Annotated in this window: 10 protein-coding genes; 7 read left to right on the top strand and 3 right to left on the bottom strand. The window is 67.5% G+C overall.

Features of this window, described 5'->3' with window-relative positions; genetic code table 11:
• Nucleotides 1-446 precede the first annotated feature (446 nt).
• Entirely contained in the window at nucleotides 447-1,970 is a 1,524-nt protein-coding gene (ilvA, locus tag IEW24_RS03255) for a threonine ammonia-lyase, biosynthetic (RefSeq protein WP_280514953.1), read from the bottom strand.
• Nucleotides 1,971-2,137: 167 nt separating this feature from the next.
• A complete protein-coding gene (locus IEW24_RS03260; protein ID WP_188575365.1) occupies nucleotides 2,138-2,368 on the bottom strand; it encodes a hypothetical protein in 231 nt (76 codons plus the stop codon).
• A 190-nt stretch (nucleotides 2,369-2,558) separates the two neighbouring features.
• Between IEW24_RS03260 and IEW24_RS03265 the strand changes: the two genes are divergently transcribed.
• From IEW24_RS03265 to IEW24_RS03295, 7 genes are all read left to right on the top strand, one after another.
• On the top strand, nucleotides 2,559-2,999 hold the full coding sequence (locus tag IEW24_RS03265) for a PRC-barrel domain-containing protein (RefSeq protein WP_188575367.1): 441 nt from the start codon (nucleotides 2,559-2,561) through the stop codon (nucleotides 2,997-2,999).
• 466 nt (nucleotides 3,000-3,465) lie between these two features.
• Nucleotides 3,466-8,973 (top strand): glutamate synthase-related protein, encoded by a 5,508-nt coding sequence (locus IEW24_RS03270; RefSeq protein ID WP_373869996.1) that lies wholly within the window; start codon nucleotides 3,466-3,468, stop codon nucleotides 8,971-8,973.
• A complete protein-coding gene (locus IEW24_RS03275) occupies nucleotides 8,970-10,742 on the top strand; it encodes a sulfite reductase subunit alpha (RefSeq protein WP_188575372.1) in 1,773 nt (590 codons plus the stop codon). Before IEW24_RS03270 ends, IEW24_RS03275 begins: the two co-directional genes overlap by 4 nt.
• A 279-nt stretch (nucleotides 10,743-11,021) precedes the next feature.
• Entirely contained in the window at nucleotides 11,022-11,972 is a 951-nt protein-coding gene (locus IEW24_RS03280; RefSeq protein WP_188575373.1) for a ChuX/HutX family heme-like substrate-binding protein, read from the top strand.
• Between the two features lie 522 nt (nucleotides 11,973-12,494).
• Nucleotides 12,495-13,622, top strand: coding sequence for an ABC transporter substrate-binding protein (locus IEW24_RS03285; RefSeq protein ID WP_188575375.1), 1,128 nt, complete (start codon nucleotides 12,495-12,497; stop codon nucleotides 13,620-13,622).
• 8 nt (nucleotides 13,623-13,630) lie between these two features.
• A complete protein-coding gene (locus IEW24_RS03290) occupies nucleotides 13,631-14,635 on the top strand; it encodes an ABC transporter permease (RefSeq protein WP_188575377.1) in 1,005 nt (334 codons plus the stop codon).
• Complete coding sequence (locus IEW24_RS03295; protein WP_373869997.1) at nucleotides 14,629-15,444, top strand: ABC transporter ATP-binding protein; 816 nt, start codon at nucleotides 14,629-14,631, stop codon at nucleotides 15,442-15,444. The genes IEW24_RS03290 and IEW24_RS03295 overlap by 7 nt, the downstream gene beginning before the upstream one ends.
• Nucleotides 15,445-15,560: 116 nt before the next feature.
• Here IEW24_RS03295 and IEW24_RS03300 read toward each other — a convergent pair whose 3' ends face one another.
• Nucleotides 15,561-17,246 carry a hydantoinase B/oxoprolinase family protein gene (locus IEW24_RS03300; RefSeq protein ID WP_188575378.1) on the bottom strand — a complete coding sequence of 562 codons (1,686 nt, stop codon included), beginning with the start codon at nucleotides 17,244-17,246 and terminating at the stop codon, nucleotides 15,561-15,563.
• Between the last annotated feature and the right edge of the window lie 6 nt (nucleotides 17,247-17,252).

Genomic DNA, 17,252 nt, shown 5'->3' on the forward strand with positions numbered 1-17,252 from the left:
GGCAGACTTTGTCTGGCGGTTACATGGTAGGCTATCGATGCGTGATCGGGTGCCGCAGAACTTCCGATCACTTTCGCATTGCAGCAGAACGTCCGGCGGCCTGAACCGTAAAGCGATCCAGCGCCGCCAGAGGGGGGCTGGCAATGAACGAGAGTGTTTCTGCGTTCGCGTGAAACACCGAAACGCTCTAGGGCCGATCGACATTCAAAACACAGCGCCAATGCAGCAATAGACCGTCATGGCCGGGCTTGTCCCGGCCATCCACGCCGGGCCGACGGTGCTGACCTCTAAAGACTGATCCCAGCGGAACCGCGTGGATGCCCGGAAGTCGGATGCTTCCGACTTCCGCACGTTGGAAGCCAAAGTCGGAAATATCCGACTTTGGGGACAAGCCCGGGCATGACGGTGTTCTGTTGAAAAACGAGCCCGTTGAATGTCGATCCGTCCTAGCCGGCGAGGAACTGCCGGTAGGCCGGGTTGGAGGTCTCCTCCCAACTGGGATAGCCCAGCGTCTCCATCCACTGGCGGAAGCGCTCCCGCTCTTCGGGCGCCACCTGGATGCCGGCCAGCACGCGGCCGTGGTCGGCGCCGTGGTTGCGGTAATGGAACAGCGAGATGTTCCACTCGGGCGCGAGGCTTTCGAGGAAGCGCGACAGCGCGCCCGGCCGCTCGGGGAATTCGAAGCGGTAGAGCAGTTCGTTCTCCAGCCCCGGCACCCGGCCGCCCACCATGTAGCGCACATGGGCCTTGGCCATTTCGTTGTCGGACAGGTCCACCACCTCGTAGCCGGTGCCGGTGAGGGCGGCGATGACCTCGGCCTTCTCCTTCTCGCCCCGCGTCAGGCCGATGCCCACGAAGATGCGGGCCGGCGTGTCCGGCCCGGCGAAGCGGTAGTTGAACTCGGTGATGGAGCGCAGGCCCAGCGTGCGCATGAACTGCCGGTAGGCGCCCGGCTGCTCGGGGATGGTGACGGCGAGCAGCGCCTCGCGATGCTCGCCCACCTCGGCCCGCTCGGCGATGGTGCGCAGGCGGTCGAAGTTCAGGTTCGCGCCGCTGTTGACGGCCACCAGGCTGCCGGTGCGCTCCCCGCCGCGCTCCACATAGGCTTTGAGCCCGGCAAGGCCGAGCGCGCCCGAGGGTTCGGCGATGGAGCGGGTATCGTCGAAAATGTCCTTCACGGCGGCGCACATGGCGTCGGTATCGACGGTGATCACCTCGTCCAGAAATGCGCGGCAGAGGCGGAAGGTCTCCTCGCCCACCTGCCGCACCGCCACGCCGTCCGCGAACAGGCCCACCTGATCGAGGATCACCCGGCTGCCGGCATCGAGGGCCGCCTTCATGCTGGCGGCATCCACCGGCTCTACGCCGATGACCTTGGTGGTGGGGCTGAGATACTTCACGAAAGCGGCCACCCCCGCCGCGAGGCCGCCGCCGCCGATGGGCACGAAGATGGCCTCGATGGGATCGGGATGCTGGCGCAGGATCTCCATGCCCAGCGTGCCTTGGCCGGCGATCACGTCCGGATCGTCGAAGGGGTGGATGAAGGTGAGGTTGCGCTCGGCCTGGATCTCGCGCGCCTTGGTCTGGGCCTCGTCGAAGGCGTCGCCATGCAGCACCACGGTGCCTTCCAGGCGCTTGACCGCCTCCACCTTGATGGAGGGCGTGGTGCGCGGCATGACGATGACCGCATTGATGCCGAGGCGCTTGGCGGCCAGCGCCACGCCCTGCGCATGGTTGCCGGCCGAGGCGCAGATCACGCCCCGTTCCAGCACCTCGCGCGGCAGGCGCGCCAGCTTGTTGTAGGCGCCGCGCAGCTTGAAGGAGAAGACCGGCTGCAAATCCTCGCGCTTCAGATGGATCTGGGCGTCGAGGCGCGCGGACAGGCGCGGCATGGCGTCGAGCGGGCTCTCGATGGCGACGTCATACACACGCGCCGAGAGGATGCGCTGGACATAATCGTTGATGAGCACTGCGGATCGCTCCACGGGAGGTCTTGAACTACGGCCGGCGGCGGACGCTGCCGCCTTATAGGAGCGCCGTGCGGACTTGACCAGATCGGAGCCTTCGGCGCTGTGCGGGGCCGCCCCGTGCCGATTGCCCTGCGCCGACTGCCAGGCGGCCGGGCGGGGAAGGGGGCTCAGGAGCGGTTGCCCTCGGGGGCGTCGGGATCGGGGGTCCGGTGGAGCGCCTCGGCGATCCGGCGCTCAATATGCTCGCCATATTTCTCGCTGGCGCGCACCGCCTGATCGGACGTCAGGCCGTGGCGCTCGGCAAACGCCCTGAGACCGTGCGGCCCGGCGCCGGAGCTCGCGCAGGCGGACGGCTGGGGTGGGGGACGGGGAGAGGGAGGGGATTTGCCGCGGTTCATGGATGGGATGCTCTGTTCTGGGTGTCTCCGGGGCGGTGCGCAGGATAGGCCATGGGCGCTGCCGCATCTTTCAACCGCAGAACGTGGACAGGCCCGGCCTGTTCCGGATTTTTCAGCATTGAGAATAGCTTGGCCGTGGAACGATCGGCCGGGGCGGGCGTTTCTCTGATACCAACAACGGGAGAAACCCATGCGCAATACCCTGCTCGCCGCCGTCGCCGCCTCCGCGCTTGCCGCCACCACGCTCGCGGCGCCGGCCTTCGCCCAGAGCGCGCCTGCCCCGAGCACGGCCGCCACCACCACTGCCGCCACCACGGCGCCGAAGTTCGTCCCGGTGCCCGCCAGCGCCGTGATGAGCGAGCGCCTGAGCGATCTCAACGTCTACAACGCCGCCCAGGAGAAGGTGGGCGAGATCGAGGACGTGGTGATCGAGGGCAGGCAGGTAACGGGCTATGTGCTCTCCGTGGGCGGCTTCCTGGGGGTCGGCGACAAATATGTGGTGGTGAGCCCGGAGTCGGTGGCCGTCACCTACAATGAGAGCGAGAAGAAGTGGCATGCCCGCATGGATGTCACCAAGGACCAGCTCAAGTCCGCGCCCGAATACAAGTATGACGACAAGCACAAGAGCTGATCGCCCGGATCACGCCTGACTCCAGCGCCGGGCCACCCGCCCGGCGCCGCCTCAGCTCCCGTTCGGCCGGACAGGCCGGGCGGGCGTTTTTGTGTCTGCAAGGGGTGGGAGAGGGCTTTGCGCCCCGATTTCGGGCTTGCCTCTGCGGCGCACGCAACCGGCCGCCGAGCCCGCTTGCGAGGGAGGGATGGTGAGGAGGCATGGGCGCGGCAACAGGCCGCGAGCGGCATGCCGGTCTCATCCCACCTATACCCCTGACATCATTGCCTGAATCCCCGCTGTGCGGCGGCTGTTTCCGCCCGTTCTTGGAATTATTGTATTTACATAAGAATTTCAGAAACTTGCGCCACATCTGTGCGCCGCTTATCAGACAGACTCGACGCCGGATGTCCGGCTTTCCCCGCCGGCTCCGCGTCATGCGGTTTCGCGCGGGTCCCATTCATACCTACGCGAAGGCCGACAGCCCTTGGACATGCCTGCCACCCCCTATGGCCTCTACGATCCCGCGCTCGAAAAGAGCAGCTGCGGCGTGGGGTTCATCACCCGCAAGGATGGCCTGCAGACCCCGGACGTGCTCTCGAAAGCTCACGAGGCCCTGTGCGCCGTGCCCCATCGCGGCGGCATGTCCTCCGAGGGCGTGGGCGATGGCGCGGGCGTATCCATCGACCTGTCGCTGCCCTTCTTCCGCAAGATCACCGGCCGCGCGGACCTCGCGCCGGGCCGCTTCGGCGTCGGCAATTTCTTCATGCCCCGCGAGGAGGCCGAGCACGGCCGCGCCATGGGCATCATCCGCGCCGCCCTCAAGGACGAGGGCATGGCGATCCTCACCGAGCGTGACATGCCGGTGGACAATGACGTGCTGCGCCCGGCGGCGGTGCGCTATCAGCTCGGCATCCGGCAGTTCGTGTTCGAGGCCCCCGCCACTGCGGCAGACCTCGATGCCTTCGACCGCGCCATCCACCGCGCGCTCCTCGTGATCGAGGCGGATGCCTTCACCGATCCGGCGCTGGAGGGCTTCTATCCGCTCTCGCTCTCCGCCCGCACGCAGGTGATGAAGGGCCGCCTCAACTCCAATGAGGTGCTGCCCTATTTCAAGGATCTGGCGGACAAGGACCATGCGGTCCACACCCTGTTCTTCCACACCCGCTTTTCCACCAATACCGATCCGCACCCCTCCATGGCCCAGCCCTTCCGGCTGATGGCGCACAATGGCGAGCTGAACACCGACAAGAAGAACCGCCTGTCGGAAGCCGCTGTCGCGCGGGCGCGCAACGGGCGCATCATCGCCCCCAAGGGCCAGTCCGACTCCTGCCGGCTCGACCAGACCCTGCAGAGCCGCATGATGCAGGACGACCTCGACCTCGTGACGGCGGTCGTCTCCATGATGCCGCCCGCCTGGGAGAATGACGCGACGCTCTCGCCCGCCGTCTGCGCCATGCTGGAATATTTCTCCCTCTATGAGGAGAAGAACGACGGCCCGGCCGCCCTCATCTTCGGCAACGGCGCCATCGTCGGCGCGCGGCTGGACCGCCTCGGCCTGCGCCCGCTGCGCACGGTGGAGACGAACGACTATCTGTGCGTGATGTCGGAAGCCGGCCAGATCAGCTTCCCGCCCGAGAGCGTGACCCGGCGCGGCCGCATCGAAGCCGGCGGCATGCTCTATTGGGACCATCGCGAGAAGCGCAGCTACGGCACCGTGGAGGCGCTGGAAATGCTGGCCGCCCGGCGCGATTACGCGAGCCTTCTGGCCGATGCGCGGGTGACGCTGGCGGACCTGCCCGAGGTGCCCGCCGAGCAGCAGGGCTCGCCGCTGCGCTACAATGGCGATCTTGAGCGCTACCAGCGTTATGTCGCCTATTCGCACAATCAGGAAAGCTTCCGCTTCCTGATGGACCCCATGCTGGAGACCGGGGCGGAGAAGATCTCCGCCATGGGCTATGGCAACGCCATCAACGCGCTGTCCGATCAGGAAGGCGGGGTGGCGAAGTATTTCTCCCAGCGCTTCGCGCAGGTGACGAATCCGCCGCTGGACTCGCTGCGCGAAGCCGACGGCATGACGCTGCGCGTGGCGCTGGGCGCCAAGCCGAACGTGGGCGCGCCGGCTGCCCGGCAGATCGTCATTCCCTCGCCCATCCTCACGCATCTCGACATGCTGAAGATCCGCGAGCAGACCACCACGCCGGTGCGCCGCTTCGACAATCTCTATTCCCCCGTGCTCGATGATGCCGCCGCCAATCGCGACGCCATCGAAGCGGCCATCGAGACCTTGTGTGCCGACGTGGCCGCGTTCGCGCGGGAGGAGGGCGGCATCGCCGTGCTCACCGACCGCCATGTGGCGCGCAATCGCGCGGCGCTGCCCATGACCATCGTCATCTCGGCGGTCAACCAGCGGCTGATCGCCGAGGGCCTGCGGCTGCGCGTCTCGCTCATCGCCGAGAGCGGGCAGATTTCCTCCTCGCACCATGTGGCGGTGGCGCTCGGCTTCGGCGCCTCTGCCGTCTATTGCCTGTGCGTGCAGTTCCGCGCCGAGGAGAAGCACGGGGCGGAGGCCGACAAGGCCTTCAAGCGCTTCGCCAAGGCGGCGGAAAAGTCGCTCATGAAGACCATGGGCAAGGTGGGCCTGTGCACCGCCGAGAGCTATATCGGCGGCGAGTTCTTCGAGCCCAACTTCCTCGACACCAATGATCCGGTGCTCAGGCGCTGGTTCCCCAACATGCGCACCCCCGTGGGCGGCGTGACCTTCGCTGTGATCGCGCAGGCGATTGCCGACTGGCACGCCAAGGCGCTCTCCGTGAAGACGGAGGCCGACATTCCGCTGCTCGGCCTGTTCAAGGAGCGCGCGGGGGGCGCGGGTCATTCCTTCGGCGCCATCGCCGTGCGCGGCTTCGTGGACATGACCGAGGAGAAGCTCGGTTTTCCACGTGAGGGCGAGGATGCGGAGACGGACGCGGATTCGCTGCGCCTGATGCCGCTCAACCGCCTCACCGACGCTTTCGGGCTCGATGCGGGCGCCTACAAGGCCACCAGCTTCGAGGCGCTGTCGAACGCGGAGATCGACCGCTTCCGCATCACCCCCGGCTATCGCGCCTTCAGCCGCATGATGGCCGAGGAGCGCATGCGCCGCCCCGCCGCCTTGCGCGACGTGCTGGCGCTGCCGGCGGACATCACCTTCCTCAGCCATGCGGCGGACTTCCGCCGCGAGCTGGGCAAGTTCTCCCGCCGGGGCAACACCTGCTTCATGGTCAATGGCCTCTCCTGCGTGCGCAAGGAGGAGGACATCTTCCTGCTCGGCCTCACCGGTCCGCTTGGCGCGGACCCCGGCCGCCTCACCGCGCTCGGCCAGTCGCTGCTGCTGCGCTTCCGGGGCGATGTGCGCGGCCACTGGCTGGAGGCCGGCCAGCTCGCCATGCGCGTGACCGGGCAGGCCAAGGACTGGCTCGCCCTGCTGCGCACCGCACCCGAGAGCATCCCCCTTGAGGAGGTACAGCCGGCAAGCGCCATTACGCGCCTGCTCACCTCCGGCGCCATGAGTCATGGCGCGCTGAACGCCCCCGCCCACGAGGCGGTGGCGCACGGCACCAACATGGTTGGCGGCCTCTCCAATTCCGGCGAGGGCGGCGAGCACATCTCGCGCTACGGCACCATCCGCGCCTCGCGCATCAAGCAGCTCGCCTCCGGCCGCTTCGGCGTGTGGGCCGGCTATCTGGCCGATCCCTCCTTGCAGGAGATCGAGATCAAGATCGGGCAGGGCGCCAAGCCCGGCGAGGGCGGGCAGCTGCCCGCCGCCAAGGTGACGGTGGAGATCGCGGCGGCCCGTGGCGGCACGCCGGGCGTGGAGCTGGTTTCCCCGCCGCCCCATCACGACACCTATTCCATCGAGGACCTCGCCCAGCTCATCCACGACTGCAAGGCGGCCCGCGTGCGGGTGATCGTCAAGCTGGTGTCCTCGGAGGGCATCGGCACCATCGCGGTGGGCGTGGCGAAGGCCGGCGCGGACGTGATCAATGTGGCCGGCAACACCGGCGGCACCGGCGCTGCCGCCGTCACCAGCCTGAAGTACACGGGACGTGCCGCCGAGATCGGCATCGCCGAGGTGCATCAGGCCCTCTGCGCCAACGGCCTGCGCTCCAAGGTGACGTTGCGCTGTTCCGGTGCGCACCAGACCGCCAGCGACGTGATCAAGTCGGCGCTGCTGGGCGGTGACTCCTTCGAGTTCGGCACCACCGCGCTGATGATGCTGAAGTGCGTCATGGCCAAGAATTGCAACATCAAGTGCCCGGCGGGCCTGACCACCAATTCGGAGATGTTCGACGGCGATCCGCGCGCGCTCGCCCAGTATCTCATGAACATCGCCCATGAGACGCGCGAGATCCTCGCCACCCTCGGCCTCAGCTCGCTGGAGGCGGCGCGGGGGCGCGCGGACCTGCTGCAACTGCTCGATCATCCCTCCAGCGTCGGCCAGCTCGACCTCACCGCCATGCTCGCCGTGGTGGACGAGATGGTGGTGGAGGAGCCGGTCTATCTGGAGGCGGATTACGCCATCGACGAGGCGCTGTGGGCGGACGTGCGCGCCGGCCTGCTGGAGAGCGGCAAGCTTTCCGTTTCGCTCGGCCCGGTGAAGCTCGGCAACCGCAACAAGAGCGTGGGCGGCCAGCTTGCCATCGACATCGAGCGCGCGCTCAACCATGGCGCGGACGCTGCGGCGGCGGCTGACAAGCCGGCCGTGCTGACCGACGATCGCGGCCACCGCTTCCTGCGGCCGGGCAGCGTCGTGGTGGACACGTTCGGTTCGGCCGGCCAGTCCTACGGCGCCTTCTGCAATGACGGCATGGTGCTGCGCCATGCGGGCACCTGCAATGACGGCGTGGGCAAGGGCCAGTGCGGCGGCACCATCGTCGTGACATCACAGGGTGGCGGCTCGGATGAGGCCGGCGGCAACGTGCTGATTGGCAACTTCCCGCTCTTCGGCGCCACCGGCGGCCGGCTGTTCGTGTGCGGGCAGGCGGGCGACCGCTTCGCCGTGCGCAATTCCGGCGCCACCGCCGTGGTGGAGGGCGTGGGCGATTTCTGCTGCGAATACATGACCAATGGCGCGGTGCTGAACCTCGGCTCATTCGGTAAGGGGTTCGGCAACGGCATGAGCGGCGGCTTCGCCTATCAGTACGACCCCTATGGGGATCTCGCCGCCAAGGCCAGCCACGACTCGATCGAGCTGCATCCCATCGACGGCGACACGCCGGATGCCGCCATCCACGCGCAGGCGGTGCGCCTGATGCTGGAGTGGCATCTGGCCGAGACCGGCTCGCCCAAGGCCGCCTGGCTGCTGGAGCATTGGGAGAGCGAGAAGCACAATTTCGTCTACGCTCTGCCGGTGGCCCTGCTGCAATATCAGGACAGTGCCGCCATCCTGAAGGCCAAGCCCCGCAAGGTGCTGCTGGAGGAACTCTCCGTCGCTGTCGCCGGCCACCAGCTGCGCAAATTCAAGCTGGCCTATCGCGACAACAAGCCCATCTCCGGCGGCGCGGTGCCGCCCGAGGGGCAGGCGGATAGCGCCGACATGCTGGTGCTCATCAACAACTACACCGTGCTGGCGCTGGCCCAGCAGCTCGCTTTGTCGCGTTTGCCCGGCGTTTCCGATCCCGATGCGCCGGCGGTGCGCAGCGGCGTGCGCAAGCTGATCATGACCGAGGATTTTGCGCTGATGCAGAAGATCCTGCGCCATGCGCAGGAGGCGCTCATCGCCTATTCGGACGAGCAGGTGGCGGCGCTCGTCGCTGACAAGCGGCTCACCGACTACAAGACCGCGCTCAGCCTGCGCAACGTGCTCTCCGTGGACACCCCCGGCACCTATGGCTGGATCCTCCACCAGAGCGAGAAGAACCGCGACATCCTCGGCCGCGTGCCCTCCTATGAGGAATTGTTCGCCAACGCCGCAATGCCCAGCCTTTTGGCCTTTTCCCGAGCCCGTTCATGACTTTACCCGCCATTCCCCAGGATGCGCCCTTCTCCGGCGAGCAGCGCGTGTGGCTGGCCGGCTTCCTCGCCGGCCTCAACTCCCGCATCGGCACCGGCCTTGCCGCCACCCCGGCGGTGGCGGCCGCCGCGCAGGCGGTGCGGGTGCCGCTGCATGTGCTCTATGGCACCCAGACCGGCAATTGCGAGGGGCTGGCGCAGGAGACCGCCGCCGCCGCCCGCGCCGGCGGCTTCGAGCCGCAGGTGCTCGGCCTCGACGACGTGACGCTGGAGACCTTGCGCACCATCGAGCGGGCGATCATCATCGTCTCGACCTATGGTGAGGGCGAGATGCCGGACAATGCGCATCTGTTCTGGGGTGCCTTGTCGTCTCCGGATACGCCGCGCCTCGAGGGTCTGAGCTTCGCCGTGCTGGCGCTGGGCGACACCGCCTATGACGATTTCTGCCAGGCCGGCAAGCTGATCGACACGCGGCTTGAGCAGCTCGGCGCGCACCGCGTTGGCCCGCGCATCGATTGCGACGTGGATTATGAGAAGGCGGCCACCGAATGGATCGGCAGCACGCTGCCGCTGGTGCCGAAGCCCGCCGGTGCTGCTTCTGCGCCCGCGCCCGTGGTGGCGGAAGCCGCTGCCGCCGCCGCGCCCTCGCGCAGCGGCTGGAGCCGCAAGACGCCCTATCCGGCGACGCTTGCCGTCTCGCGCCGCCTGTCCGGCCCGCGCTCGGGCAAGGACATCCGCCATTATGAGTTCGCCCTCGCCGATAGCGGCCTTGCCTATGAGGCGGGCGACGCGCTGGGCGTGGTGCCGCGCAACGATCCCGCTGTTGTGGCGGCGCTCATCACGCGCCTCGGCGTCAAGCCCGATACGGCGGCGCCGGGTACGGATGCGCCGCTCGCCACGGTGCTGGCGGACACGCGCGAGATCGTCACCCCCTCGCGTGAGCTGATCGCGGCCATCGAGGCGCGGGCGGGCGATGACGAACTCACCCATGTGCTGCGCCACCGCGACCGCGAGGCGCTGGACACGTGGCTGTGGGGCCGCGACGTGCTGGACATGCTCAACCTCAACCCCAAGCTCGACTTCGAGCTGTCCGAGGTGATGGGCTGGCTCAAGCCCTTGCAGCATCGCGCTTATTCCATCTCCTCCTCGCCGGAGGCCCATGCCGGCTCGGTGCATCTGACCGTCGCCTCCGTGCGCTGGACCTATGATGGGCGGCCCCATGGCGGGGTGTGCTCCACCTATCTGGCCGACCGGCTGGGCGAGGGCGACACCGCCGGTATCTTCGTCTCGCCGAACAAGGCCTTTCGGCCGCCGGCAGATAGCGCCACGCCCATGATCATGGTGGGGCCCGGCACCGGCATTGCGCCCTTCCGCGCCTTCCTGCATCACCGCCGCGCGGCGGGCGCCTCGGGCCGCAACTGGCTGTTCTTCGGTGATCAGCATCAGGAGAGCGATTTCATCTATTCCGATGAACTCGGCGCGCTCAGCACCGATGGCCTGCTGACCCGGCTGGATCTGGCCTTCTCCCGCGATCAGGCGGAGAAGGTCTATGTGCAGACCCGCATGCGTGAGAATGGCCGCGACCTGTTCGCATGGCTTCAGGACGGCGCGCATTTCTATGTCTGCGGCGATGCCAGCCGCATGGCCAAGGACGTGGAGGAGACGCTGCACGAGATCATCGCCACCCATGGCGGGATGTCGGCGGAAGCGGCGGCCGATTACGTCGCCAATCTCCGGCGCGAGAAGCGCTACCAGCGCGACGTCTACTGACTTGGGGCCGGATCGGGGCAGATGAAATCTGCCCCGTGAAACCGTCTCCGGAACAAGGAAAGAGAACGTCTTCCGGCTTGGGTTGCGCAGCAATGGAAGCCGGATGTGCTCTAGAGCATGTTCGGCTTTGATTGCTCCGCAATCAAAGCCGAAAAACATTCTCTATCAATAAGTTGGAGTGTTTCAGTGTTTCCGTGAAACAATGAAACGCTCTAGCTCAACAAGGATCGACACCCGATGCCGTCTGCCTGCGGGCGTGGAGGCTGTAGCCGGCCCATCGTGAGCGAACTCGGTGCCCTGACGGCCGAACCCGGCTTCATGGGCACGCGCCTCGGCGCCCCGGTGGAGCGGATCGTGGACGATCTCCAGCGCCTCGGCGAGACGGTGGCCGTGACCATGAACACGGCGGCGGTGATCACGCGCATCGGCTGCTACGGCGCGCCGCAATGCTCCGGCACGCCGCTGGCGTGCGGGGCCTCCTCCATCTGCCTGCGTCTGCATGAGGCGGCGGTGGACACCGCGCTCGCCGTTGAGCGCATGCCCATGAACCGGCTGCCCTGCTCGCTGCAACTGTTCGACGCGGCAGGGGCGGTGCTACATAAATCCTTCCTCACCGATTGCACCGACGATCTTGCGTTCGGCCAGCTGTGCCTCGACTGGGAGGCGCGGGATCTCGCCGGCCGCCGGCCCCAGGTCGGCGGTCTGGGCGAGGGCGCGCTGCCGGCGCCGGCCGCGTTCTCCCCCGATGGCGATTGCGCCGCGCAGCTCGACAGCATCTTCGGCGACAGCGGCATCCGCCGCCGCGCCGCGCTGCCCGGCTGGGGCGAGGAATGGGCATGGCGCGTGCTGCCCGACGTGGTGTTCGATCTGCTGGTGCTGGCCTCCGAGGTGCGCATGCCGCTGGTGCAGGCGGTGGGCAACGCCGGCACCATGCAGGTGCATCGCGGGCCGGTGGAGCAGGTGCGCCGCTCCGGCCCGCTTCTGGTGTTGGCGTCCGAGACCAGCACGCTCTCCATCGAGCTCAACGAGGTGGAGGAAGCCTGGGTGACGCGCTTCGATGCGGGGCCGGATGCGGACGGGCTGATGGTGGAGCTGTACGACTGGCGCTTCCACTGCGTGGCGCAGTTCACCGCGCTCGGCCTGCCCAATCCCGGCCTCGGCAGTTATTGGGAGCAACTCGTCTTCTCCCTGCCGCGCGCCCCAATGCCGGAGCGCCCCGCTCGCCGCTGAGCGGGTGATGATCTCGCAGAAGGTCCGTCATCCCCGGACTTGATCCGGGGATCCACGTCCCTCCGCTTGGTCGGCGGTCGGTGTTTTCGCGTGCGGCGGGGCATGCCTTGTCTTCATGACGTCCACCGTCGGCCCGACGTGGATGCCCGGAAGTCGGCTTTTGCCGATTTCCGCACCTTGGAGCCGAAGTCGGAAACATCCGACTTCGGGATCAAGTCCGGGCATGACGATGCTCTTTAGGGAGATCGTGCTCAACAGCGACTGTTTGTGCTGCTGCATTGGTGTCCGGATCAGAGCGTGCATGCGCGTTCCTGCGGCATCCGATCTCTCCAATAATCCATAGCTCATCAAACGCCGCATCCCGCCTTCCCGGCCCCCAGCCGGGGAGCGCGTTCACGCGCGCCCAGCCAACCCACAAAGCTGCTCGCACCACCATAAACATCTGAAATTACGTGTGGATTATATTAATTGACAATATCGAGTCATTTTATCAACATTAAGAAATTGCTGGGAGTTCAGGATATGCAGGACAAGGATCAGGATAAGCGGCCGGCTCATTTGCAGGGCAGGGCCACGGGCCTCTCGCGCCGCACGCTGCTGCGCTATGGCGCGGCGGCAGGCCTTGCCATTCCGGCGGGGGCCTATGGTGGCCATGTGGTGGCCGGAAGCCTTTTGACGCCGAGCACGCCGGCCCTGCCGGAGTTCCCGATCTGCCTGACGGCGGCGGATGGCCAGCCGGCCGCCACGGGGCCGCTGACCCCCATCAAGCTGGCCTGGAACGCCACCGGCATCTGCACCGCGGCGGCGCCGCTGGCCAAGGAGAGCGGCATCTTCGCCCGCCATGGGCTGGATGTGGATTTCGTCAATTTCGGCGGCTCCACCGAGGCCCTGCTGGAGGCCATCGCCACCGGCAAGGCGGATGCCGGCATCGGCATGGCGCTGCGCTGGCTCAAGCCGCTGGAGCAGGGGTTCGACGTGCGCATCACCGCCGGCCTGCATGGCGGCTGCATCCGCCTGCTGGGCTCGCAGGAGACGGGCGTGACCAGGCTGGAGGATCTGAAGGGCAAGACGGTCGCCATTTCCGATCAGGCCTCGCCGGCCAAGAACTTCTTCTCGCTGCTGCTGGCCAAGCGGGGCATCGACCCCGACACGGTGCAGTGGCGCAATTATCCGGCCGAGGCGCTGCAGCTCGCGGTCGACAAGGGCGAGGCGCAGGCGCTGGCGGACAATGATCCGCGCACCTGGATCTTCCTGAAGGAGAGCAAGGGCAAGCTGATCGAGGTAGCGAGCAATCTCTCCGCCGAATTCCAGACCCGCTCCTGCTGCGTGCTCGCCATCCGCAACACCCTGCTGCGCGACGACAAGCGCACCGCCACCGCGCTCACGGTGGCGCTGCTGGAGTCCGCCCATCTGGTGGCCGCCAGGCCGGAGGAGGGCGCCAAGGCCTTCGCTTCCTATGGCGGCAAGGGGTCGCAGGCCGATCTCGCCGACATGCTGCGTAGCCATACCCACAACCACAATCCTGTTGGCGCGGCGCTCAAGAAGGAGATCGCCGATTACGTGGACGAGCTGAAGCTGGTGAACGTCATCAAGCCCTCCACCAATTCCGCGCGCTTCGCCGATCGCGTCTATGCCGACGTGCTGAGCTGAGGCCGGGCATGAGCACCGCTCTCGAAACCCTCGCAGCCCGGCCGCGCGCGGCCGGACGCCTGCCGCATCTGCCGCTCCTCGGCGGGGCGGCCCTCTGGCTGGCCGGTGCCGCGCTCACCTTCGCGCTGCCGGATCATAATGAAGGTCTCACCGAGATCGCCCGCACCCATGAGCTGGTGGTGTTGCAGGCGGGCGTGGGGCTGCTGCTGGCGTTCGCCGCCATCGGCCTGCCGTGGCTTGGGCGCGTGGGGCGCATCACCGCGCACTGGGCGCCCTGGCTGGCACTCGGCGCCGCGGGGCTGGCGGCATGGGAGCTGGTGACGGCCAAGCTTGGCCTGCTGCCGCTGCCCTTCTTCGCCCCGCCGCAGGGGCTGCTGGAGGTCTATCTGGACGACTGGCCGCGCCTCGGCATCAGCCTGTGGCATTCGGTGAAACTGCTGGCGTGGGGCTATGTGATCGGCGCTGCGCTCGGCGTGCTCACGGGCATTTCCATCGGCTGGTGGCAGCAGGCGAGCTACTGGATCCACCCGGTGCTGCGCTTCATCGGCCCGCTGCCGGCCACGGCGTGGCTGCCCATCGCCTTCTTCGCCTTCCCGTCGAGCTGGAGCGCCAGCGTGTTCCTGATCGCGCTCGCCACCGGCTTTCCGGTGACGATCCTCACCTGGTCCGGCATCGCCAGCGTGAACAAGGATTATTACGACATCGCCCGCACGCTGGGCGCCTCCGAGCGCTTCCTGGTGCTGAAGGTGGCGGTGCCGGCGGCGCTGCCACACATCTTCGTCGGCCTGTTCATGGGGCTGGGCGCCTCCTTCGCCGTGCTGGTGGTGGCGGAGATGCTGGGCGTCAAAGCCGGCCTCGGCTGGTACCTGAGCTGGGCACAGGGCTGGGCTGCCTATGCCAACATGTATGCCGCGCTCTTGGTGATGGCGGTGATGTGCTCCAGCCTGATCACGCTGCTGTTCCGGCTTCGTGATCGCGTGCTCTCCTGGCAGAAGGAACTGGTGCGGTGGTGACGGCGGCGGCACGCATCCTTGCGCCCACTCCGGCCGAGAATTCCGGCGAGGTGGAAGGCATCCGGCTGGAGGTGGGGGATGTCTCCCACGCCTTCGCCTTCGAGGGCAAACCCCTGCCGGTGCTGAACCACGTGAGCTTCAGCGCGGCGCCGGGCGAGTTCGTGGCGCTGCTGGGGCCATCAGGCTGCGGCAAGTCCACGCTGCTGCGTCTCGTGGCGGGCCTTGATCACCCGAACACCGGCCGGGTGACGGCGGATGGCGCGGACATCGGCACGCCCGATCCCTCGCGCATCCTCGTGTTTCAGGATCCCACCCTCTATCCGTGGCGGACCGTGGAGGCGAACGTCTCCCTCGGGCTGGAGGCGCGGGGCATCCTGAAAGCCGAGCGGCACCGGGTGGCGCAGGCGCTGGCGCTGGTGGGCCTCTCCGGCTTCGAGAGCGCCTATCCGCGCCAGCTTTCCGGCGGCATGGCGCAGCGCGTGGCGCTGGCCCGCGCGCTGGTGAACGAGCCGCGCCTGCTGCTGCTGGACGAGCCGCTGGGCAAGCTGGATTCCCTCACCCGCATTACCATGCAGGGCGAATTGCTGAAGCTGTGGCAGCGCGCCCGCTTCACCGCGCTGCTGGTGACGCATGATGTGGAGGAGGCGCTGTTCCTCGCCGAGCGGGTGATCGTGTTCAGCGACCGCCCGGCGCGCATCGCGGCGGATGTAAAGGTGGACGTGCCCTATCCGCGCCATCGCGGCGACCCGCGCCTTGCGGAACTGCGGCACCATCTGCTGCATCTGCTGGGGCTGGATGAAACGTGGTGAGGAGAGAGGGCTGTTCTCTCTGAACCCGCGTCGCTTGCCCCCTCCCGGCTTTCTCCGCACAGGCAGGAGAGGGATGGGGAGGGGGCAGGAGGCGACTATCGTTACAAAGCGTCCGCTCAGACTGGCTCGGTGAGCCCGTAGACCTCGCGCGCCTTCACCGGGCTCACCTTGCCATTGGCGATATCGGTGAGGATGTCGGTACGCGTGCGCTCAGTCACCGGGCCGTTACCGCCGCCGCCGGCCGTCTCCACCACCACGCGGTCGCCCTTGCCGAGCGTGGTCATCTGCTTGGAGGGGATCACCTCCTGCGCACCGCTCACGCGGTGGATGACCGAGTGGGCGCAGGCCGCAGCCTCGCCGCCATTGGCGCCCTTGGGGGCGAAGAAATGGCGCTCGCCGCGATGGGTGAAGGTCACTTCGCCCTCGAGGATCTCATACTCCTTGATCAGCCCGAGCCCGCCGCGCCGCTTGCCCGCGCCGCCGGAATCCGGCCGCAGGGCCAGACGGTTGACGCGGATGGGCGTCTCCATCTCCATGGCCTCGGCGGGCAGGTTCATGCAGTTGGTCACATCGGTCTCGATCACGTCCACGCCGTCGCTGGCAAGGCCCGCGCCGCTGCCGCCGGTGATCAGCTCGCCGGTCACGAACGCGCGCCCGTTGGCGTAGCGGCCGCCGAACATGAGGGCGAGCAGCTCGCCGGAATTGTCCGCCGGCACGCGCTCGGGCAGCACGTCCTTCAGCGCGCCTAGGATGCAGCCGGTGATGCGCTTGATGGTGGCGGTGCGCGAATTCACCGGCGCCGGCTCCACCGGATTGACGATGGAGCCTTCCGGCAGCGTCAGTTCGATGGCGCGGAAGCAGCCGGCATTGGTGGGGATCTGCGGATCGGTGATCGCCCGCACAGCGAAGCAGGCGGCGGCCAGCGAGCCCGAGGGCACGCAGTTGAACGGCCCCTTCACCTGCGGCGAGGAGCCGGTGAAATCACAACTCAGCGTACCATCCTTGATGGTCACGGCAACTTCGAAGCGGATGGTCTTGTCGAGCTCGATGCCGTCATTGTCGCTGAAGTCGACGTAGCGGTAGGTGCCCTCGGGCATCTGGCGCAAAGCGGCGCGGGTCAGCGTCTCCGAGCGGTCGAGCAGGTCAGCGAAGATGGCCTGCGTCTGGTCGTGGCCGAAGTTTTCCACGATCTCGGCCATGCGGCGCGCGCCCACATTGCAGGCGGCGAGCTGGGCGTTGAGATCGCCCATCACCGTGTCCGGGATGCGCACGTTCTGGCGGATCATGGCCACCAGCGTCTCGTTGACCACGCCCCGGTCGCGATACTTCAGCGGCGGGATGCGCAGCCCCTCCTGGAAGATCTCCGTGGCATTGGTGGGGATGGAGCCGGGCGACATGCCGCCCATGTCCTGATGGTGGGTCATGGTGGCGGAAATGGCGACCGCGCGGCCCTTGGCGAACACCGGCTGCACCAGCGCGATATCCGGCAGATGGGTGCCGCCGAGATAGGGGTCGTTCATCAGATAGAGGTCGCCTTCCTGCATGGTCTCCAGCGGGAAGGTCTTGAGAATACGGGCGATACAGGGAATCAGCGTGGCGAGGTGAATGGGGATGGCGATGGCCTGCGCCAGCGTCTCGCCCTTCACGGTGAACAGGCTGGCGGAGGCGTCGAGCCCCTCCTTCACGATGGGCGAGAAGGAGGAGCGCAGCAGGGTCTGCTGCATCTCGTTGGCGATGCCTTCAAGCTTGTTGCGGACCACTTCCACGGTGATCGGGTCGAGGGCGTTCTGAGCAATGGTCATGGTGTG

This window comes from Azorhizobium oxalatiphilum, from assembly GCF_014635325.1.
GTDB classification, from domain to species: domain Bacteria; phylum Pseudomonadota; class Alphaproteobacteria; order Rhizobiales; family Xanthobacteraceae; genus Azorhizobium; species Azorhizobium oxalatiphilum.

What these genes read in the sequence shown, in the direction of transcription:
- IEW24_RS03260 (WP_188575365.1), bottom strand. Translation starts at nt 2,368, where the DNA reads ATGAACCGCGGCAAATCCCCTCCCTCTCCCCGTCCCCCACCCCAGCCG.
- IEW24_RS03265 (WP_188575367.1), top strand. Translation starts at nt 2,559, where the DNA reads ATGCGCAATACCCTGCTCGCCGCCGTCGCCGCCTCCGCGCTTGCCGCC.
- IEW24_RS03275 (WP_188575372.1), top strand. Translation starts at nt 8,970, where the DNA reads ATGACTTTACCCGCCATTCCCCAGGATGCGCCCTTCTCCGGCGAGCAG.
- IEW24_RS03285 (WP_188575375.1), top strand. Translation starts at nt 12,495, where the DNA reads ATGCAGGACAAGGATCAGGATAAGCGGCCGGCTCATTTGCAGGGCAGG.
- IEW24_RS03290 (WP_188575377.1), top strand. Translation starts at nt 13,631, where the DNA reads ATGAGCACCGCTCTCGAAACCCTCGCAGCCCGGCCGCGCGCGGCCGGA.
- IEW24_RS03300 (WP_188575378.1), bottom strand. Translation starts at nt 17,246, where the DNA reads ATGACCATTGCTCAGAACGCCCTCGACCCGATCACCGTGGAAGTGGTC.